The sequence below is a fragment of the Novilysobacter erysipheiresistens genome, assembly GCF_036663935.1.
Taxonomy (GTDB): Bacteria; Pseudomonadota; Gammaproteobacteria; order Xanthomonadales; family Xanthomonadaceae; genus Novilysobacter; species Novilysobacter erysipheiresistens.
Window position 1 is genome coordinate 213,956 of record NZ_JAXGFP010000007.1, and the last position, 20,312, is coordinate 234,267.

Annotated in this window: 18 protein-coding genes and 1 pseudogene; 8 read left to right on the top strand and 11 right to left on the bottom strand. The window is 70.0% G+C overall.

Features of this window, described 5'->3' with window-relative positions:
• The first annotated feature begins 10 nt into the window (after nt 1–10).
• The 3 genes from metX to SNE34_RS13700 are packed head-to-tail and all read left to right on the top strand — an operon-like array spanning nt 11 to nt 3,473.
• A complete protein-coding gene (gene metX / locus SNE34_RS13690) occupies nt 11–1,090 on the top strand; it encodes a homoserine O-succinyltransferase MetX (RefSeq protein WP_332618161.1) in 1,080 nt (359 codons plus the stop codon).
• Nucleotides 1,087–2,313, top strand: coding sequence for an O-succinylhomoserine (thiol)-lyase (locus tag SNE34_RS13695; RefSeq protein WP_332618162.1), 1,227 nt, complete (start codon nt 1,087–1,089; stop codon nt 2,311–2,313). Before metX ends, SNE34_RS13695 begins: the two co-directional genes overlap by 4 nt.
• Nucleotides 2,310–3,473, top strand: a complete 1,164-nt coding sequence (locus SNE34_RS13700) for a homoserine dehydrogenase family protein (protein WP_332618163.1) — start codon at nt 2,310–2,312, stop codon at nt 3,471–3,473. The genes SNE34_RS13695 and SNE34_RS13700 overlap by 4 nt, the downstream gene beginning before the upstream one ends.
• Here SNE34_RS13700 and SNE34_RS13705 read toward each other — a convergent pair.
• Nucleotides 3,460–4,839 (bottom strand): L-serine ammonia-lyase, encoded by a 1,380-nt coding sequence (locus SNE34_RS13705; protein WP_332618164.1) that lies wholly within the window; start codon nt 4,837–4,839, stop codon nt 3,460–3,462. The two genes, SNE34_RS13700 and SNE34_RS13705, sit on opposite strands and share 14 nt — an antisense overlap.
• Nucleotides 4,840–4,964: 125 nt before the next feature.
• On the opposite strand from SNE34_RS13705, the gene SNE34_RS13710 reads away from it, so the two are divergent.
• Nucleotides 4,965–5,249: a glutaredoxin family protein gene (locus tag SNE34_RS13710; protein WP_332618165.1), complete on the top strand. Its 285-nt coding sequence runs from the start codon at nt 4,965–4,967 to the stop codon at nt 5,247–5,249.
• An 82-nt stretch (nt 5,250–5,331) separates the two neighbouring features.
• Here the strand turns inward: SNE34_RS13710 and SNE34_RS13715 are convergent.
• From SNE34_RS13715 to SNE34_RS13725, 3 genes and pseudogenes are all read right to left on the bottom strand, one after another.
• Nucleotides 5,332–5,899 (bottom strand): annotated as a pseudogene (locus tag SNE34_RS13715) (YceI family protein).
• Nucleotides 5,889–6,488 (bottom strand): cytochrome b, encoded by a 600-nt coding sequence (locus SNE34_RS13720; RefSeq protein WP_332618166.1) that lies wholly within the window; start codon nt 6,486–6,488, stop codon nt 5,889–5,891. The pseudogene SNE34_RS13715 and the gene SNE34_RS13720 overlap by 11 nt, the downstream one beginning before the upstream one ends.
• Nucleotides 6,485–7,210, bottom strand: a complete 726-nt coding sequence (locus tag SNE34_RS13725; protein WP_425604549.1) for a YceI family protein — start codon at nt 7,208–7,210, stop codon at nt 6,485–6,487. Before SNE34_RS13725 ends, SNE34_RS13720 begins: the two co-directional genes overlap by 4 nt.
• Before the next feature lie 222 nt (nt 7,211–7,432).
• Between SNE34_RS13725 and SNE34_RS13730 the strand changes: the two genes are divergently transcribed.
• Entirely contained in the window at nt 7,433–11,005 is a 3,573-nt protein-coding gene (locus tag SNE34_RS13730; RefSeq protein ID WP_332618168.1) for a sensor histidine kinase, read from the top strand.
• A gap of 97 nt (nt 11,006–11,102) precedes the next feature.
• Here the strand turns inward: SNE34_RS13730 and SNE34_RS13735 are convergent, their stop codons facing one another.
• The 6 genes from SNE34_RS13735 to SNE34_RS13760 form a co-directional block, all read right to left on the bottom strand.
• Entirely contained in the window at nt 11,103–13,232 is a 2,130-nt protein-coding gene (locus tag SNE34_RS13735; protein WP_332618169.1) for an amylo-alpha-1,6-glucosidase, read from the bottom strand.
• Nucleotides 13,229–14,308: a glycosyltransferase family 4 protein gene (locus SNE34_RS13740; protein ID WP_332618170.1), complete on the bottom strand. Its 1,080-nt coding sequence runs from the start codon at nt 14,306–14,308 to the stop codon at nt 13,229–13,231. Before SNE34_RS13740 ends, SNE34_RS13735 begins: the two co-directional genes overlap by 4 nt.
• A gap of 132 nt (nt 14,309–14,440) precedes the next feature.
• Entirely contained in the window at nt 14,441–15,514 is a 1,074-nt protein-coding gene (gene hemE / locus SNE34_RS13745) for a uroporphyrinogen decarboxylase (RefSeq protein WP_332618171.1), read from the bottom strand.
• Between the two features lie 58 nt (nt 15,515–15,572).
• Complete coding sequence (locus tag SNE34_RS13750; RefSeq protein ID WP_332618172.1) at nt 15,573–15,827, bottom strand: WGR domain-containing protein; 255 nt, start codon at nt 15,825–15,827, stop codon at nt 15,573–15,575.
• Between the two features lie 143 nt (nt 15,828–15,970).
• A complete protein-coding gene (gene aroB / locus SNE34_RS13755; protein ID WP_332618173.1) occupies nt 15,971–17,086 on the bottom strand; it encodes a 3-dehydroquinate synthase in 1,116 nt (371 codons plus the stop codon).
• The gene (locus SNE34_RS13760) at nt 17,083–17,622 is read right to left on the bottom strand and encodes a shikimate kinase (protein ID WP_332618174.1); all 540 of its coding nucleotides are present in this window, start codon (nt 17,620–17,622) and stop codon (nt 17,083–17,085) included. The genes aroB and SNE34_RS13760 overlap by 4 nt, the downstream gene beginning before the upstream one ends.
• 121 nt (nt 17,623–17,743) lie before the next feature.
• Here SNE34_RS13760 and SNE34_RS13765 point away from each other — a divergent pair, with 121 nt between their 5' ends.
• Nucleotides 17,744–17,947 (top strand): dodecin family protein, encoded by a 204-nt coding sequence (locus SNE34_RS13765; RefSeq protein WP_332618175.1) that lies wholly within the window; start codon nt 17,744–17,746, stop codon nt 17,945–17,947.
• Between the two features lie 13 nt (nt 17,948–17,960).
• On the opposite strand, the gene SNE34_RS13770 is transcribed toward SNE34_RS13765, so the two are convergent.
• On the bottom strand, nt 17,961–18,791 hold the full coding sequence (locus SNE34_RS13770; RefSeq protein WP_332618176.1) for a kinase: 831 nt from the start codon (nt 18,789–18,791) through the stop codon (nt 17,961–17,963).
• A gap of 17 nt (nt 18,792–18,808) precedes the next feature.
• On the opposite strand from SNE34_RS13770, the gene pdxH reads away from it, so the two are divergent.
• Both pdxH and SNE34_RS13780 read left to right on the top strand, forming a co-directional pair.
• Nucleotides 18,809–19,411: a pyridoxamine 5'-phosphate oxidase gene (gene pdxH / locus SNE34_RS13775; RefSeq protein ID WP_332618177.1), complete on the top strand. Its 603-nt coding sequence runs from the start codon at nt 18,809–18,811 to the stop codon at nt 19,409–19,411.
• Complete coding sequence (locus tag SNE34_RS13780) at nt 19,408–20,205, top strand: ABC transporter substrate-binding protein (RefSeq protein ID WP_332618178.1); 798 nt, start codon at nt 19,408–19,410, stop codon at nt 20,203–20,205. Before pdxH ends, SNE34_RS13780 begins: the two co-directional genes overlap by 4 nt.
• Nucleotides 20,206–20,312: the final 107 nt, after the last annotated feature.

A 20,312-nucleotide genomic window follows, 5' to 3' on the forward strand; every position in this document is an offset into this window, starting at 1 on the left:
GGATGCCGCCATGAGCCTGCAAACCAGTCCCGCTCCCCGTCCTGCCTTCGATCCCTGCAACGGCCACGCCCGAACCGTCGCGCCGTTCGAACCGCACCCGTTCCCCGCGCCCGTTGCCGCGCCGGCCGATATCGTCCCGGCGGTGCGCGGCGAAGTGCGAGTCGAACTCGAGTTGCGCCACGCCGGATGCCGCACCGTCGGTCTGCGTTACGAGCGTGTCGGCGATCCGTCGTTGCCGGTGGTCTTCGTCGCCGGGGGCATCTCCGCGGACCGGCATGTCGGCGCAAGTGATGCGTTTCCGGAAAGCGGTTGGTGGAATGCACAGGTCGGGACGGGGCGTGCGCTCGACCCGCAACGCCATTGCCTGCTTGCCTTCGACTGGATCGGCAGCGACGGCGACCTCGACGTGGCGCTCGACCCGGCCGACCAGGCCGACGCGATCGCCGCGCTGGTCGACGCGCTCGGCGTCGTCCGGTTGCATGCCTTCGTCGGTTGCTCCTATGGCGCGATGGTCGGCCTGCAGTTCGCCGCGTTGCACCCCACGCGGCTGCGGCAACTGGTGGCGATCAGCGGCGCCCATCGCGCCCACCCCTACGCCAGTGCGTGGCGCGCATTGCAGCGCCGCGCGGTCGCATTGGGCGCGTTGCAGTGCGATGACAGCCACGGCTTGGAGCTGGCGCGGCAGCTGGCGATCCTGAGCTATCGCACGCCCGAGGAGTTCGATGGCCGCTTCGACGCCGCCGAAGTGCTCGACGGCCACGTCCGCGTCGGCGCCGAGGACTACCTCGATTACTGCGGCAGCAGGTACGCCAGCCGCACCTCGCCGACCGCGTTCCTTCGGCTGTCGGAGTCGATCGACCTGCAGGCGCTGCAGCCCGAGTCGGTGCGCGTGCCGGTAAAAGTGGTGGCGGTGAATGGCGACCGGGTGGTGCCGATCGGCGATGCCCGTGAACTGGTCGAGCGACTGGGCGGCGCGACCCGGCTGTACGTGCTCGACTCGATCTTCGGACATGACGCGTTCCTCAAGGAGACCGCGCTCATTGGCGGCATCCTCACCGATGCGCTGGGCGATGCGGAGGTGGCGGCATGAGCGTCCATCTGCAGGACCGTCCCGGCGCGACGCCGGCGACGCGCAACCGCTGTACCAGCGCAGTACGCGCCGGCATCGATCGTGACACCGCCTATGGCGCCGTCACGCCGCCGATCGTGCTGTCGTCGAACTTCAGCTTCGCCGGCTTTAACGACAAACGCACCTACGATTACACCCGGAGCGGCAACCCGACCCGCGACCTGCTGGCCGAGGCCCTGGCCGAGCTGGAAGGTGGGGCGGGTAGCGTGGTCACCGCGACCGGCATGGCCGCGATCACGCTCGTGCTGCACGCGCTGCTCAAGCCCGGCGACAAGCTGGTGGTGCCACATGACGCCTACGGCGGCAGCTGGCGGCTGTTCAACGCACTGGCGGACAAGGGGGCGTTCGAGTTGCTGACGATCGATCTCACCGATCCGCGTGCGCTGGCCGAGGCACTGACGCGGGAACCGGCGCTGGTCTGGATTGAGACGCCTTCCAATCCGCTGCTGCGGATCACCGACCTGCGCTTCGTGATCGATGCCGCGCATGCGGCCGGGGCGCTCGCGGTGGTCGACAACACCTTCCTGTCGCCGGCGCTGCAGCAGCCGATTTCGTTCGGCGCCGACATCGTCGTGCACTCGACCACCAAGTACATCAACGGCCACAGCGACGTCGTCGGCGGTGCGGTGGTGGCGAAGGATGCCGACGTGCACGAGAAGCTGGCGTGGTGGGCCAACTGCCTCGGCATCACCGGCGCGCCGTTCGACAGCTTCCTGACCCTGCGCGGCCTGCGCACGTTGGGTGCGCGCCTGCGGGTGCACCAGGAGAACACTGTCGCGTTGGCCGATCTGTTCGATGGCCATCCGGCGGTGCGCGCGGTGCACTACCCCGGGCTTTCCAGCCATCCCGGCCATGCGATTGCGGCACGCCAGCAGACAGGTTTCGGCGCGATGCTGAGTGTCGAACTCGACGGCGGCGAATCGGCGGTTCGCGCGTTCCTTGAAGGCCTGGAGTGCTTCACCCTGGCCGAGTCGCTGGGCGGCGTCGAAAGCCTGGTCGCGCATCCGGCGACGATGACCCATGCGGCGATGTCGGCCGAGGCGCGGGCCGCGGCCGGGGTCGGCGACGGGTTGCTGCGACTGTCGGTCGGGATCGAGCATGTCGACGATCTGGTCGCCGACATCGCGACGGCATTGGAACGCGCGCAGGCGACCCGGGCCAGCCGCAAACGCGTGGCGAAATGAAAGCGGTGGCCGTCACCCGCGTACACACACGCCGGCCCGACGCGATAGCCGCCGTCCCGGCCGCATCGCCTCCCGCGCGAGTGGCCCTGCTCGGAACAGGCACGGTCGGCACTGCAGTGATCGAACGGCTGGCGCAATGGGCGGGCACGCCACTCGGCGGGGGAGTGTCTCTCGTGCACGTCGCCAATTCGCGCCGCGCTGCCAGTGCGACGCTGGGAATGGCGCCACGCGAGGCGTTTCGGGTGATGCAAAACCAGCCACGGGCCAGTCGGCTGGACCAGGTTCCGATCGTCCTGCACGGCGATGGTGCGCAGGTCGTGGTCGATGCCACCGCCAGCGCCACGGTCGCGGAGCGGCACGCCGAGTGGCTCGCGCAGGGCATCCACGTGGTGACCGCGTGCAAGCTCGGCCAAGGCACTGGCCTCGCGCAATGGCGCCGCATCCGCGCTGGCTGCCTCCGTGGCAACACGACCTACGGCGACAGCGCGACGGTCGGCGCAGGGTTGCCGCTATTGCGTTCCATCCGCGACCTGCGGGCCGGTGGCGACCGCATCCACGCAATCGCCGGCGTACTGTCGGGTTCGCTGGCGTGGCTGTTCAACCATTACGACGGCCTGCGCCCGTTCTCGGACTTCGTGCGCGAGGCACGCGATGCCGGCTACACCGAACCCGACCCGCGCGAGGATCTGTCGGGCGAGGACGTGCGGCGCAAGATCCTGATCCTTGCCCGCAGCGCCGGAGTGGAACTCGAAAGCAACGAGGTCGACGTCGAGTCGCTGGTGCCGGCGACGCTCGCCAGCCTCGCCCGCGATGACGTCGATGCGGCATTGCCGCTGCTGGACACGCCGTTGCGCGAACGATTCGCCGCCGCGCGCAAGGACGGCTGCAAACTGCGCTTCATCGCGCGGCTGGAGAATATCCGTGACGGCAAGGGTGACGCCCGGGTGGGGCTGGAGGCACTGCCCGAGGATCATCCGCTTGCGGGCGGCGCCGGCACCGACAACAAGGTCGCGATCTGGTCGGATCGTTACCGCGTGCAGCCGCTGGTGATCCAGGGCCCGGGCGCCGGCGCGGAAGTCACCGCCGCCGGGCTGCTGGACGACGTGCTGCGCATCGTCCGCCGCCGCCGGGCCTGTAGGAGCGGCTTCAACACTCGATGACGTTCACCGCGAGACCGCCGCGCGAGGTCTCCTTGTACTTGTCCTGCATGTCGCGGCCGGTGTCGCGCATGGTCTTGATGACCTTGTCGAGGCTGACCTTGTGCTTGCCGTCGCCGCGCATCGCCATGCGGCTGGCATTGATCGCCTTGACCGAGCCCATCGCATTGCGCTCGATGCAGGGGATCTGCACCAGCCCGCCGATCGGGTCGCAGGTCAGGCCGAGGTTGTGTTCCATGCCGATCTCGGCGGCGTTCTCGATCTGGCTGGGGTTGCCGCCAATCGCCGCGGTCAGGCCGGCAGCGGCCATCGAGCAGGCCACGCCGACCTCGCCCTGGCAGCCGACTTCGGCGCCGGAGATGCTCGCGTTTTCCTTGTAGAGGATGCCGACCGCGGCCGCGGTCATCAGGAAGTCGCGCACGCCCTGCAGGGTCGCATTCGGCACGAAACGATCGTAGTAATGCAGCACTGCCGGGATGATGCCGGCTGCGCCATTGGTTGGCGCGGTGACCACCCGGCCACCGGCGGCGTTCTCCTCGTTGACCGCCAACGCGAACAGGTTGACCCAGTCGAGCATGGTCAGCGGATCGTCCTGTGGGGCGTCGCGCGCGGTCAGCTCGGCGTACAGCAGCGGCGCGCGACGGGTCACGTGCAGGCCGCCGGGCAGGGTGCCGGAGGAGCGGATGCCGCGCTCGACACAGGACTTCATCGCCGCCCAGATCTCGTCGAGGCCGGCATCGATCTCCGCGCGCGGGCGCCACACTTCCTCGTTGGCATACATCAGCTGGGCGATGGTGATGTTGTGCCTGGCGACCTGGGCCAGCAGCTCGTCGCCCGAGTTGAACGGGTAAGGCACCGAGGTGGTGTCGGCGACGATCCGGTCCTCGGCCGCCTCGTCCTCGTTGACCACGAAGCCGCCGCCGACCGAGTAGTAGTCGCGGGTGGCGATCACTTCGCCAGCCGCATCGAACGCGGTGAAGCGCATGCCGTTGGTGTGGAACGGCAGCTTCTGGCGCTTGTTCATGATGAGGTCGTGCTTCTCGTTGAAGTCGATCTCGTGGCGGCCGAACAACCGGATGCGCTTGGTCGAGCGGATGCGCTCCAATGCATCCGGAATGATGTCGGGGTCGATCAGATTCGGCCAGTGGCCTTCCAACCCCATCAGCACCGCCTTGTCGGTGCCGTGGCCGCGACCGGTGAGGGCGAGCGAGCCGAACACCTCCGCGCGCAGGCGCGTGGTGCGCTCCAGATCGCCGTTGTCGATCAGCCAGCGCTCGGTGAACCGCGCCGCCGCGCGCATCGGTCCGACGGTGTGCGACGAACTTGGCCCGATGCCGATCTTGAACAGGTCGAAGGTGCTGACGGCCACGTGTTGCTCCAGCCGACGGCGTCGGCATTCAGTGCGGGTGCCGCGCGGATGCGCGCCCTGCGGCTATTCTACGGCGCTCCGCCATCCGCTTCAGCGCGCCTGTTCCTGCCGATGGATTCCTGCCGATGAATGTTTCCGATCCTGCCAGCCCGGCCGTGCCCTCGGCGCGCCGACTGACCCTGTTCCAGCGCGACGATTGCCACCTGTGCGACCTCGCGCTGGAGGTCCTCGCCGTCGCCCGCGCGCCGGAATTCGACAGTGTGTTCATCGACGAGGACGAGGTATTGGAGCAGCGCTACGGCGTGCGGGTGCCGGTGTTGCGCGACGAGAGCCGCGGCGTCGAGCTTGAGTGGCCGTTCGATGTCGAGCGGGTGCGGGATTTTCTCCGGCTGGACATTCTTCCGTTGTAGGAGCGACGTAAGTCGCGACCCGCCGAGCGGGGGAGACGATGTACAGGTCGCGACTCACGTCGCTCCTACACCGGGTAAACGGTCACTCTGCCGGGCGCAGGTTGACCTTCGTACTCACCGCCACCGCATTCGGAATCAGTGACACATCCGCCCAGTCGCCGCCGCCGACATTGAAGTCGAGCCGCTGCACGGTCGCCTTTCCGGTCAGCACGGGAGTGGCTCCACCGGCCCATCTGAACGTCAGCGTCACCGGATGGCTGACCCCGCGCAGGGTCAAGGTGCCGTCGGCAGCATACGTGCCGTCGCCAAGCGCTCGGAAACCCGGTCGCGCTGTAGCGCGCCTGCGGGAACTTGTCGGCGCTGAAGAAATCCGGACCCAGCAGGGTCTGGTCGCGGTCGGGATTGGCGGTGCTGGCGCTGGCCAGCGGGATCACCACGTCGAGCTCCGCCGCCTCCGGATGCTGCGGGTCGAAACTCACGGTGGTGGTGAACCGGCCGAAGTGGCCGCTGAACACTTCGCCCTCGTACGCGGTGGCGAACGCCAGGGTCGAGCCCGGCGCCTGCACGTAGTCGGTGGCGAATGCCGGCGCCGCGGCCAGCAGCACGGCAGCGGCGAGGGCAGTGGCGGTGGGGCGCAACTTAGCGGACATCGCGGGACGTGGCATCGTTGACCTCGGGAAGCGGGGCGCGGCGACCACGCGGCAGCATCCGCTGCAGGGTCGCGTCGCGCTGGAAGACGTGATGGTAGAACGCGGCGGCCACATGCACGATGACCAGCGCGACCAGTACCCAGAACAGCCATTCATGCGCGGTATGGCCCAGCTCGCGCAGGCCTTCGTCCGGCGCGCTGAGCTTGGGCACCTCGAACAGGCCGTACCAACGCAGCGGGCGCAGGCCGCTGGCGGAGTCGTACAGCCAGCCCGACAGCGGCATCGCGAGGATCAGCGCGTACAGCAGCCAATGAGTGATCGATGCGACCCGCGTCTGCCAGGTCGGCGTGCCGGGCAGCGGGCGCGGTGCGCCGGCGTAGAGTCGCCAGCCGATCCGCAACACCACCAGCGCCAGCAGGGTCAGCCCGGTCGATTTGTGCAGGTCGAACACCCAGAAGTACTTCGGCGAGACCGGCAGGCTGTCGAGCAGCAGGCCGATGGTCGACAGCATCAGCAGCAGCAGCACGATGACCCAGTGCAGCAACTGGCTGACCGGGCCCCAGCGGTCGGCGGGGTTTTTCCAGGTCATGCGGTCGGGTCCGTGGCGGGAGTCGGGTTCGGTTCGGGCGCGCGCGGGTCGGATTCGGCGTCGGCCGGTACCGGCTCGGGAGTCGTTGCCGGAATCGGTGCCCCGACCCGGAACAGGCGCTGGGCGAACTCGTCGCTGGCGCGGGTCGCCTCGGCCTCGATCCGCAACTCGACCTCGTCACCGATCATCGACGACCAGCCGTCGACGCCGTAGTCGCTGCGGCTCAGGGTGGCGGTGGCGGAGAACCCGGCGGTCTGGCGGAACGGCGGCATCGGATGGCGCTCGACCGCGTTGACGGTGACCTCCATGCACAGCGGCTTGGTGATGCCGTGCAGGGTGAGCTCGCCGCAGACCTGCGCATGGGCTGGATCGCGCGGCGTGACCGTGGTCGAGACGAAGCGCGCGGTCGGGAAGTTGGCGCCGTCGAGCAGGTTGCCGGCCAGCGCCGCCTCGTTCCAGTCGGGCGTGCCGAGGTCGAGCCGGGTCAGCGGCACCTCGACCACCAGCCGCGCGCCGGCCCAGCCTCCCGGGGCGAACAGCAAGCCGCCGTCGCTGCCCGACACCGTGCCAAGCGCCTTGGAGAAGCCCGCGTGCGAGACCGCGAACATCACCCGCGTGTGCACCGGGTCGAGTTTCCAGGCCGGCGGTGGCTCGGTGCGTTCGGCGGCGGCTGCCGGCACCGGCAGCACGGCGAGCGCAATGGGCAGGACGAGCGCCAGCATGAGGTGGCGCGTCGCGGACGGGGGCAGAAGTTCATCCGGCATGCGAAGGATTCTAGGCGCAGTCGGCCATCGCTGCCCGAGCCGGTGCCGGCACGCAGTATTGCGTGGACGCGGCGGGCCGGCCGCGCACTTGCCCCAGCCGTCGCGATGATCGAGCCTAGGCGCGGGGAGGCCCAGGCGCATGCCGCGGCCACGGACCATGCGAAGACCAGGGAGGGCGCGATGCGCAAGTTGACCGGGATGGCCATGCGGGCGGCGGGGCTGGCGACGTTGCTGGCCGCATTGCAGGCGACCGCCGCGGCCGCGTCGGTTGCCGCGACCGCCGCCGCAATCCCCGAGATCCCGACCCTGCGCCACATCGATGTCGCCGACGGCTTGCCGTCGAGCAACATCAATGGCCTGGCGCTCGACGCCGACGGCTACCTGTGGCTCGCCACCACCGACGGCCTGGCGCGTTACGACGGCGTCGGCATGCGGGTCTGGCGCCACGTCCCCGGCGACCCGGCGTCGCTGCCGGGCAACTACATCACCGTCCTGCATGCCGATCCGCAGGGCCGGATATGGGTCGCGCCCGAAAGCCGCGGCCTCAGCGTGCTCGACCCCGCTCGCGGCGGCTTCCGCCACTACCGCAAGGCCAGCCACCCGCAGATCGGCAGCGACGAGGTCTGGGCGATCGCCAGCCACCGCGGCGCGACCTGGTTCGGCACCTTCGGCGGCGGCCTGCACCGGCTCGATGGCGACGGCACGATCACCCGCTACATGCCGCGTGACGACGACCCGCGCAGCCTGCCATCGGACATCGTGCTCTCGCTCAGCGTCGACGGCGACGGGCGGCTGTGGATCGGCACCACCGCGGGCCTTGCGCGCTGGACCGGCCACGACTTCGAACGCGTCGCGCTGCCGGGCGAGCAGCCGGCGCCGATGATCTTCTCGGCGACCCCGGTCGGCGACAGCCTCTGGGTCGGCGCCGGCAGTGGCCCGTTCCGCCGCGATGGGGCGGGGAACTGGCACCGCCCGGACTGGGCGGCGATGTTCGAGTACCCGAACGCGATCTTCGGGGTGCTGGCCGAGCCCGATGGCGAGTTGTGGCTGGCCAGCCATCGCCAGCTGTGGCGGGTGTCGCCGGGCGAAGTGCCGGCGCCGGTGCAGATCGGCGCGAAAGGGCCGGTGCTGCCGATGTATCAGATGCTCAGGCAGCGCGACGGCGCGCTGTGGCTGCCGGTGCCGGGGGTCGGGCTGGGCTACCTGCAACCGGACTGGCGCCGCATCGCGCAGTTCACCCAGGACCGCGACGGGCTGGCGGCGGAGCTGTATCCCGGCGTCGCGGTCGCGCGCGGCGGCGGGGTGTGGCTGGCCGGTGAGCGCGGTGAGCTGGAGCGGCTCGACCGCGACGGCAGCGTGGTGCCGCTCGACGAGGCCGTGCAGGACAAGCTCGACGGTGCGCGGGCGATGTCGTTGCTGGAGGACCGCGCCGGGCGGTTGTGGCTCGGCCAGCGTCGCGCGCTGCTGCGGATCGACCCGGGCGCCGGCACGGTGCGGCGCTGGGACCGCGACAGCGCGACGGATGCGCCGCTCGCCGGGCCGGTCGACCTGCTCGCGCAGGCGCCCGGTGGCGACCTCTGGGTGTCGTTCGCCGGCGCCGGTTTGCAACGGCGCGATGCCGCCACCGGCAAAGTGCTGGAGACCGTGTCGGCCGGTCCCGAACAGGGCCTCGGCGTCGGCGACACCGAGGCGATCGGGTTCGATCGCCACGGCGTGCCATGGATCGCCGGCGGGCATGGATTGCGGCGTTGGGACGCGGCGGCGCACCGCTTCGCCGAGGTGCCCGGCGTCGACATCGACGGCCGGGTGTTCGTGTTCGCCTTCGACGGCCACGACGGCTTGTGGCTGCAACGCCTGTCCGGCCTCGAGCACTACCGCCGCCAGGGCGACCGCTGGCAGCGCACCGCGCAGGTCGGCGTGGCGCAGGGCATCCCCTCGGTGGAGGGCGCCGGCCTGCGCATCGATCGCGCCGGGCGGGTCTGGCTGTCGAGCCTGCGCGGCCTGTTCCGCTGGGACCCGAAGACCCGCCATGCGCGCCGGTTCGGATTGCCCGATGGCCTCAGCAGCCAGGAGTTCGTCGATCGCACCCTGGTCATGGGTGACGATGGCGTGCTCGCCGCGGCGCTTGCCGATGGCGGCGTGGTGCTGGTCGACACCCTTGCGCCCGATCCGCCGGCGCTGACGCCGGCGTTGCATTTCGATGCGGTCGAAGTCCGCCGCGAGGGCCAGTGGATCGCACTCGACCGTAGCCAGCCACTGCAACTGCGTCCCGACGACCGCGAGTTGCGCGTGCAACTGCGGCTGCTGTCGTTCGATGATCCCCGGGCGAACCGCTACTTCACGCGGCTCGACGGCTACGATCGCGACTGGATCGCCAACGGCACGAGTGGCGAGCGCGTGTTCGCCGGCCTGCCGGCGGGCGACTACACCCTGCGGGCCCGCGCGGTCGATGCCTCCGGCAATGCCGCCGTCGAGCAGCAGTTGAACTTCAGCGTGCAGCCGCCGTGGTGGCGCACGCCGGCGGCGCTGGCAGGATTCGCCGGCCTGCTGGTGCTGCTGCTGTGGTGGGCCGCCGACGAATACCGCGAACGGCTCGCGCGCCGCGAGGCCCTGCAACGCGCGCGGCATGAGAACGAGGTCGCGCGCGAGGCGTCGCTGGCCAAGACCCGCTTCCTGGCGACCCTCGGGCACGAGGTACGCACCCCGATGACCGGCGTGCTCGGCATGACCGAACTGCTGCTCGGGACGCCGCTGGACCCGCGCCAACGCGGCTATGCCGATTCGATCCGTGGTGCCGGCGAACACCTGCTGCGGCTGGTCAACGACGCGCTCGACCTCGCGCGGATCGAGTCGGGCAAGCTGGAACTCGCCGAGCAGCCGTTCGACCTGCGCGCGCTGGTCGACGACGTGGCCGCATTGATGGCGCCGCTGGCGGAAGCGCGAGGCCTGGCATTCGCGGTGGAGTTCGATCGCGATGTTGCACGCGGATGGCGCGGCGATCCGGTGCGTTTGCGGCAGATCCTGCTCAACCTCGTTGGCAACGCGATCAAGTTCACCGAGCGCGGTTCGGTGATGCTTGCAGTGAGCCGGGATACCGCGGCCGGCGTGCACCTGCGCGTCGCCGACACCGGCCCGGGCCTCAATGCCGAGCAGAAAGGCCGTTTGTTCCGCCGGTTTGAACAGGCCGAAGGCGCGCGCACCGCGGCGCGCTATGGCGGCAGCGGGCTCGGCCTGGCGATCTGCCAGGAGCTGGCGGCGGCGATGGGCGGCACCATTGCGGTCGAAAGCTCATTGGGCGTCGGTACCACCTTCGATGTCCACCTGCCGTTGCCCGAGGCGATCGCGCCGACGGGGGCTGCTCCATCGGTTGCGGCCGGTCCGTCGCGCGCATTGTCGCTGCTGCTTGTCGAGGACGACCCGATCGTGGCCGAGGTGATCATCGGCTTGCTGCAGGCGCAGGGCCATCGCGCCCGCCATGCCGGCCACGGCCTGGCGGCGCTGGCCGAGGTCGCGACCGGACGGTTCGACGGCGCACTGCTCGACCTCGACCTGCCGGGCATGGATGGCCTCGCGCTCGCGCAACACCTGCGCGCACAGGGTTTCGACACGCTCCTGATTGCGATCACCGCGCGTGCCGACGCCGACGCCGAGCCGCAGGCGATGGCCGCCGGCTTCGACCGATTCCTGCGCAAGCCGGTGACCGGCGCGATGCTGCGGGAACTGCTCGATGACGACGCCCAACCGGTGAGCTGAGGTCGCAAACGCCTCGTTTGTAGGAGCGACGTAAGTCGCGACCCGCCGAACGTTGGAGGCCATGTACAGGTCGCGACTTACGTCGCTCCTACAGGAATCACCGGCGCAGCTGCAGTGGCACCGCGGTCGCGCCGCTGCCTTCGCGGAACACGCCGACCTGCTCGCCGAAGCGTTTGAACACCAGATCGACCATCGAATCGCCGACCGCCAGTCCCTGCAACCGCACCTCCTCGACGCCGGCCGGCAGCCGCGGCTGGTCGACATGGATGTCGCCGTTCCAGCCGTCGATGGTCACGCCGAGGCAGGCCTGCAGCAGCATGAACGCCGATCCGGCGGCCCAGGCCTGCGGCAGGCACGCGACCGGGTAGGCCACCGGCGCGGCACTGCGCAGGTGCGAGAACCCGCAGAACAGTTCCGGCACCCGCATGTCGAAATGCACCGCGGCCTCGAACGCGTCGCGCAACAGCCGCGCCGCGTCGGCGCGGGCGCCGGCGCGCGCGATGCCAGCCGCGCACAAGGCGCTGTCGTGCGGCCACACCGATCCGTTGTGGTACGACATCGGGTTGTAGCGCGGCTCGCCCTCGGCCAGCGTGCGCAAGCCCCAGCCGGTGTCGAAGGACGGGGTCAACAGTTGCGAGGCGACCTGCCGCGCGCGCTCCGGCCGCGGCAGGCCGACATACAGCAGGTGGCCGGGATTGCTCGAGCGCACGCGGCACAGGCGGCCTTCGCCGTCGACGGCGATGCCATAGAACCCGATGTCGGGCATCCAGAACATGTCCTCGACCGCGGCCCGCAACTTGTCGGCGCGATCGCGCCATTTCGCGGCCGCCTCGTGTTCGCCGCGTCGCGTAGCCAGGTCGGCCATCGCCTGCAGCGCACCGAACGCGTATCCCTGCACTTCCACCAGTGCGATCGGTCCGGGCGGGAAGCGGCCGTCGGCGTGGAACACCGAGTCCTCGCTGTCCTTCCAGCCCTGGTTGGCCAGGCCGCTGTCCTCGCCGCGCTGGTAGTCGACGAAGCCGTACGGGTTGGCATCGCAAACGCGTTCGATCCAGCCGGTGGCCGACTGCAACGCGCCCCACAGACGGTCGATGAATGCCAGGTCGCCGGTGCGCTGCGCGTAGGCGCCCGCCAGCAGCACGAACAGCGGCGTGGTATCGACGCCGCCGTAGTACAGCCCGAACGGCAACTCGCACGTCGCGCTCATCTCGCCCTTGCGGGTCTCGTGCATGATCTTGCCCGGCGCCGAATCGAGGAATGCCGATTGCTCGTGCGCCTGGTGCGCAGCGAGGAACGTCAGCACGCCGCGCGCGAGGCCCGGATTGAGCCACAGCGTTTGCAGCGAGGTGATCACCGCATCGCGCCCGAACGGGGTGGAGAACCACGGGATGCCGGCGTACGGATACGGCCCGGTGGCCAGGTCGCTGGTCAGCAACGCCAGGTCCGCGCGCGAGCGCTGCAGCCACTGCTGGAACAGCGACGCGCCGCTGCGCAGGCCGGCCCCGCGCCGCTGGTGGCGACGCATGCTGCGGCGTGCGAGGGCCGCGGCATCACGGAAGCGACGGCGGGTCGGCGTCGGCGCCGGATCGGAACCGATCTCGATGTAGATCTCGTCGCTCCCGCCCGGCGGCAGCACGCTAGGCAGCTCGAAGATGCAGCCCTCCGGGTCGAGTGGGGCAAGCTCCCGCGAGAACGACACCATCGATCGCCGCACCACGTCGTCGAGGCCGCGATAGCCGAATTCCACGCCGTGGGTGCCGGTCCGGGTCGGCAGTTGCTCGCCGCGCGCCGGCCGCACGTTGCCGCGGACCTCGAACATGTCGCGGAAATCCGCGTCCAGTTCGAACCGCAGCGGCAGCACCAGCTCGTCGCTGCCGTAATTGCGGATGCCGATCCATTCGAACACCCGCTCGCCACAAAGCAGGCGTCGGCGCTCGACATGCACCAAGCCCTCGACCGGAGCGACATCGCCGAGCGGGGGCAGCGCGCGATTGGTCAGGTGGGCGACGAAGAACACATTGTCGCGCGTGACCATCGCGCTCAGCAGCGCCGGCGCGGTGGTGCCGATCCGCAGGCGGAAGCGCGACAGCAGCCGCGTGTCGTTGCGATACAGGCCCTGGCTGCCGCCCTCGATGTCGCCGAAACTGTTGGCCACCAGGAAGCTGTCGCCATCCTTGAGCACGTGGTGGGTGAACAGCGCGGCACTGGCGGCGGGATCATGGCTCATGGGAGGCAGGCCCGGGTCTCGACCTCGGCGGCGGACTCGCCCGCCAGGCGCCGGTACAGGCGCAGATAGCCGTCGGCCATCACCGCGGCGGAGAAGCGTCGTTCGAAGATGTCGCGGATGCCGCGGCGGTCCAGCGTCGCCACCTGCGTCACCGCCGCAGCGGCGGTTTCGATGTCGTCGACGATGCGTCCGCTGACGCCGTCGTCCAGTACCTCCGGTACCGAACCTCGGTTCCAGCCGATCACCGGTGTGCCACACGCCATCGCCTCGATCATCACCAGCCCGAACGGCTCGGGCCAGTCTATCGGGAACAGCAGCGCGGTCGCGCCGCCGAGGAAGCGGCCCTTGTCGGCGTCGCCGATCTCGCCGATGTATTCGACCAGCGGGTCGTTCAGCAGCGGCTCGATGACCGCGCGGAAGTACTCGTGATCGACCGCATCGACCTTGGCGGCGACCTTGAGCGGCCAGCCGACGCGCCGCGCCACGGCGATCGCCCGGTCCAGGCGTTTCTCCGGCGAAATCCGCCCGAGGAACGCGAGGTAGCCACCGTCATCGCGGCTGCGCGGCCGCGGCGAGAACGGGTACAGCCACGGCGACAGGCCGTGGTGCACCGTGCCCAGCCAATGGGCGTGGCGCAACGGGATGCGCTGGTGGTCGGAGATCGACGCCAGCGGGAACTGCCGCCAGCGCCGATAGGCGCCGTCCAGGTCCCTGACGTCCAGCCGCCCGTGCAGGGTGGTCAGGGTGCGTCCGGCGATGTCCTCGAAGAACGGGTAGTGCAGCAGGTCGACGTGGAAGTGCAGCACGTCGAACTGGTCGGCGCGGCGGCGCACCTCGTGCAGCATCGACAGGTGGGCCGCGAGGTCGGACTTCAGCGGCGCCGGATCCAGCCGGATCGCGCGGTCGCGCACCGGCACCAGCAACGCCGCCGTCCGTGCCTCGGCGGTCGCGAACAGGGTCACCTCATGGCCGGCTGCGACCAGCGCGTCGGCGAGGTGCGCCACCACCCGTTCGGTACCGCCATAGAGCCGTGGCGGCACCGCTTCGTACAACGGCGAGATCTGCGCGATCTTCATGCGCGGGGTTTCAGGCCCAATGCATCGGACACCAGAATCTAGGCGCGTGCTTGTTCAGTCCGCGTGGGTGATGCGTGAGCGGCGCGGCTGCGGCCGCGATGGCGCGGAGTCAGGTTTGCGACGAGTCCGGTCTTAGCGCGCGCTGAGCGCGTGCACCGCATCCACCAGCACCGCCACGTGTTCCGGATCCATGTCCGGCGACATGCCGTGGCCGAGGTTGAACACGTGGCCCTCGCGCGAGCCGCCGTTGCCGTCGCGATAGCTGTCGAGCGCGCGGCCGACCTCGGCGCGGATCGCTTCCGGGGACGCATACAGCGTCACCGGATCGAGGTTGCCCTGCAGCGCCACCTTGCCGCCGGTGCGTCGCGCGGCGTCGCCGAGATCGATCGTCCAATCGACGCCGAGCGCGTCGGTGCCGCTGTCGGCCAGCTCGCCGACGTAGGCGCCGTTGCCCTTGCCGAACAGGATCAGCGGGGTACGCGCTTCACCTTCGCCGCGCTCAAGCTCGCGGGCGATGCGGGTCAGGTAGCGCAGCGAGAACTCGCGGTACATCGATGGCGACAGCACCCCGCCCCAGGTATCGAACACCTGCAGCACCTGCGCGCCGGCCGCGCGCTGGGCAGAGAGGTAGGCGATCACCGCGTCGGTGGTGACCTCCAGCAGCTTGTGCATCGCCGCCGGGTCGTTCAAGGCCAGCGACTTCACCCGAGCGAAATCCTTGCTGCCGCCGCCCTCGACCATGTAGCAGGCCAGCGTCCACGGGCTGCCGGAAAAGCCGATCAGCGGCACGCTGCCGTCGAGCTCGCGGCGAATGGTCGACACCGCATCCATCACGTAGCGCAGCTCGCTGCCCATGTCGGGGACGCCGAGCCTGGCGATGTCGGCGGCGTTGCGCACCGGTCGCTCGAACTTCGGGCCTTCGCCTTCGACGAAGTACAGCCCCAGGCCCATCGCGTCGGGGATGGTCAGGATGTCGGAGAACAGGATCGCCGCGTCCAGCGGAAAGCGGCGCAGCGGCTGCAGGGTGACCTCGCAGGCCAGCTCCGGATTCTTCGCCATCGCCAGGAAGCTGCCGGCGGCCTTGCGGCTGGCGCGGTACTCCGGCAGGTAGCGGCCGGCCTGCCGCATTAGCCAGACCGGGGTGCAGTCGACGGATTCGCGACGCAGCGCGCGCAGGAAACGGTCGTTACGGGGCTGGCTGGACAAGACGGGATTCCTTCGATGGGTCGGTAAATCGGCGCGCGGCAGGCGGCCTGGCGAATGGTCAGCGCGGCGCGTCGATGCCTTGGCTGAACATCAACTGGAAGCCGCGCTTGAGCTGGGCATCGCGCGCGGCCTCCAGCGCCGCCAGCGCGCTGTCGTGGTCGGGGAATTGCTCGCGCCGCAGCTGGCTGCGGCCGCCGATCTGGCCGGACTCGCGCACCAGGGTCCAGCCGCCGAGCAGGTCGCCCTGCAGCATCAGTTGCACGAAGCGCGGGGCCTCGGTGCCGTCGGGACGTTGTTGCAGGAGCAATCGCATGGCGCGGATTGTAAGGCTTGGCCGGGCGCGGTTGGCGGACGGCCAATCCATTCCGCGAAACCGCGGGCTGTTGTAGGAGCGGCTTTAGCCGCGATCTGAAGCCGGCGCGGGCGGACGACTCCAGATCGCGGCCAAAGCCGCTCCTACGAAGAGCGGGTGTCGGCGAGCGTGGCCAGGACCTCGGCGTCACCAACCCCTGTCACCAGTCGCGCGCGACCCGCGCCGTCCCACAGCACGAAGCGGATGCCGCCGGCGTCGGCTTTCTTGTCCAGTCGCATCCGCGCCAGCAATCGCTCTGGCGCCAACCCAGCCGGCATCCCGGTCGGCAGGCCGAAACGTTGCAGCAGCGCCTGCAGGTGCACGGCGTCGGCCATCGGCGCCAGTCCGAGCGCCGTCGACAGCCGCGCCGCCAGCACCATTCCGACCGCCACAGCCTCGCCGTGGTTGAGGCCGTCGCCGCTCGTGCCTGCATAGCCCTGCTCGGTCTCGATCGCATGGCCAAAGGTGTGCCCGAAGTTGAGCAGCGCGCGGTCGCCGTGTTCGCGCGGGTCGCGCGCAACCACGTCGGCCTTGAACTCGCACGAACGCGCGATCGCTTCGGCCAGCGCGGCGTCGTCGCGGGCGAGCAGCGCGTCGGCGTTCGCATCCAACCAGTCGAGGAAGCCGGCGTCGAAGATCGCGCCGTACTTGACCACCTCCGCCAGCCCTGCCCGCAGTTCGCGCTTGGGCAGGGTGCGCAGCGCGCGGGTGTCGGCGACGACGGCGCGGGGCGGGTGGAACGCGCCGACCAGGTTCTTGCCGGCCGGCAGGTCGACCGCGGTCTTGCCGCCGACCGAGGAGTCGACCATCGCCAGCAGCGTGGTTGGCAGCTGCACCACGTCGATGCCGCGCATCCAGCACGCCGCGGCGAAACCGGCCAGGTCGCCGACCACGCCACCGCCGAGGGCGATCACCGTCGCATCGCGGGTGGCGCCGAGGGCGGCCAACGCGCCCATCGCCTCGCCGAACCGGACCAGGGTTTTCTCGTGCTCGCCGGGCGGGATCACGAAACGGCCAATCGCCAATCCCGGACGGGCGCGGCGCAACGCGGCCTCGACCCCGTCGGCATACAACGGCGCGACGTTGGCGTCGCTGGCCAGCAGCACATGCTTGCCGCGGATGCCGGCGGCAAGGCAGTGTCCGTCGTCCAGCAGTCCGGGGGCGATGGCGATGGTGTACGGCGCGGCGCCGCCGACCTCGACGGTACGCGGCGCACTCAAGCTGCCACCCCACGCTGCCAGTGGCGGTCGAGCCGGGCGATCAGGCGTGCCGCGGCATCGGCGGCGACCAGGCCGTCGGTGTCGAACTGCAGGTCGGCGACCTCGGCGTACAGCGGCGCGCGTGACGCGGCCATTTCGTCAAGCACCACCTCGCGGTCATCGCGCTGCAGCAACGGCCGGGTGGTGTCGCGCGCCAGTCGCGCCAGTTGCTGCGCCGGGCTGACCTGCAGGTGGACGACGAAGCCACGCGCGCGCAGCAGGCGGCGGTTTTCGGCATCGAGCACGGCGCCGCCGCCGGTGGCCAGCAGCAGGCCGTCGGCGGCCAGCAGCTCGCCCAGCGCCGCGCGCTCGCGGGTGCGGAAGCCGGCTTCGCCCTCGCACTCGAAGATGGTGGCGACGCTGGCGCCGGTGCGCTGCTCGATCTCGCGGTCGGCGTCGACCAGGCGCAAATCGTAATGCTCGGCGAGGCGGCGGCCGATGCAACTCTTGCCGGCGCCCATCGGGCCGACCAGGATCAGGTTCGCGGCGGGATTCATCGGCCGATTGTAGGTCGCCATCGCCGCAGGGACCGCACCCGCTTGCAACTTTTTAACATCCGCCCGCCTAGGGTTGGCTGCCGGCCGCATGAGGCGCGCCGGACCCAACAAGGAGAGAGTCATGACGGTTGCAAAGATCATCGAACTCAACGCCTCGTCCAAGAAGAGCCTCGAAGACGCGGTGCAGGTCGGCCTGAAGAAGGCGGCGTCATCGGTGAAGAACATCCAGGGCGCTTGGGTCAAGGAAATCAAGGTCGTCACCGACGCCGACGGCAACATCACCGAGTGGCGGGCCGACATGAAGGTCACGTTTATCGTCCAGTAGCCCCGGAGCTGTCTCAGTCGATGGGCCGGCGGCTGGCATCCAGTCGCACGGTCCGGTCGGCGATCTCCGGCAACAGTGGCCAGCCATGGCGGCTGACCCGTTCGAAGAACTGCACGAACCGCAGCACCTGCGGCCGGGTCATCGCCGCGCGGTCCGGGTGGGCGGCCTGCAGCGTGCATTCCTGCTGCCAGCGCCATTCGGGGACCTGGTCGACGCCCGGGCCCTGCAGGAATAGCAGCCGGTCCAGTCGCGACCACAGCGGCGCGTAATCGCGGGCGAGCGAGTCGTTGCAGTAGGCACGCCAGATGCCGTCCGGGTCCTCGTCGCGCTCCAGCGCATTGACCGGGTCCGCCAGCGCCTCAGGCGACTGCGCCGGCACCTTCTGGAACCAGCCCTCGAACAGCACCAGCTCGGCGCCGTCGACCACCGGCCATTCCGCGCGCGGCAGGCGCCGGTCGGCGATCTTGTCGAATCGCGGCAGTCGGGTGCCACGGCCCTCGCGCAGCGCGTCGACCACCTCGCAGGCCAACGCGACATCGTGCGAGCCCGGCGGACCGCGGGTGGCCAACAACGGATGGACCTCATGGCCGAGGCGGACGCGCGCATCGTGGTCGAGGTAGAAATCGTCGATCGACAATGCCATCGCGCGCACCCCGCGTTCGCGCGCCAGCGCCACCAGTTGCGCGGCGATCGTCGACTTGCCGGTGCCCTGCAGGCCGGTGATCGAGTACACCCGGCAATCGTGGGCGAGGGCGTCGTCGAGCACGTCGGCGACGAACGCCGGGGCGTAGCCGGGCGAGCGGGGATCGGCGCCGGGCGCGGTAATCTGTGGCCTCGCTGTCATCGGATCAGAATATCGCAATGGCCCATCCCGACCTGCTGTCCGAAGCCCACGCCACCTTCGCCGAACTGTTCGAACAGGCGCGCGCAGCCGGTGAGCCCGACCCGACCGCGATGACCGTCGCCACCGCCGGCCTCGACGCCCGGCCGTCGGCGCGCACCGTGCTGCTGAAGGCGCATGACGCGCGCGGCTTCGTGTTCTATACCCACCTCGATGGCCGCAAGGGCCGCGAGCTGCAGGCCAACCCGCACGCCGCGCTGCTGTTCCACTGGCCGCGGGTCCGCGACGGCGTGCAGGTGCGGGTCGAAGGGCCGGTCGAGATCGTCGGCGACGACGAGGCCGACGCCTACTTCGCCAGCCGCCCGCGCGGCAGCCAGATCGGCGCCTGGGCGTCGAAGCAGTCGGAGACGCTGGAGTCGCGCGAGCAGTTCGAGCAGCGCGTGGCGCAACTGGAGCAGGAGTTCGATGGCCGCGACGTCCCGCGCCCGCCGCGCTGGAGCGGCCTGCGCGTGCGGCCGCGGATGATCGAGTTCTGGTATGGCGCGCAGTACCGCCTGCACGAGCGCTGGCTGTACGAGAGCGACCTCGTCGGCGAGTGGTCGAAGCGGATGCTGTATCCGTGAGAGGCCCGCAACGCATCGTCTGCCTGACCGAGGAACCGACCGAGACCCTGTACGCGCTCGGCGAACAGGACCGCATCGTCGGCATCAGCGGCTTCACCGTGCGCCCGGCGATCGCGCGCAAGCAAAAACCCAAAGTCAGCGCGTTCACCAGCGCCAAGATCGGCGAGATCCTCAAGCTCGAGCCCGACTTCGTCGTCGGCTTCTCCGACATCCAGGCCGACATCGCCGCCGAGCTGATCCGCCACGGGGTCGAGGTCTGGATCAGCAACCATCGCAGCGTCGACGGGATCATCGACTACATCCGCCGCCTCGGCGCGCTGGTCGGCGCGGAGGAGAAGGCCAATGCCTACGCCGACGACCTGCAACGCGGGCTCGATGGCATCGCCGACGCGGCGGCGCGGCTGCCGCGTCGTCCGAAGGTCTATTTCGAGGAATGGGACGAGCCGTTGATCAGCGGCATCCAGTGGGTGGCCGAGCTCGTTCGCATCGCCGGCGGCGACGACATCTTCCCCGAGCGTGCGGCGGAATCGCTGGCCAAGCAGCGCATCCTCGAGGATCCGTCGGAAGTCGTGCGGCGCGTGCCCGACATCATCCTGGGCTCGTGGTGCGGCAAGAAGTTCCGCCCGGAGAAGGTCGCCGCGCGGCCTGGTTGGGATGCGGTCCCGGCGGTGCGCGATGGCGAGCTGCACGAGATCAAGTCGCCGATGATCCTGCAGCCCGGTCCGGCGGCGTTGACCGATGGTGTCGGCGCGATCGCCGCGATCGTGCGCGACTGGGCCGTTCGCCACGGTTGATCGGCGATTTCGTGAACGCGCGCAAGATTGCCTTCACGCTATCTGTGGCATATCTCCTGCGTCCATGAATCCATGGCTTCCGCGTCCACACCTTTGGATCCAATTCA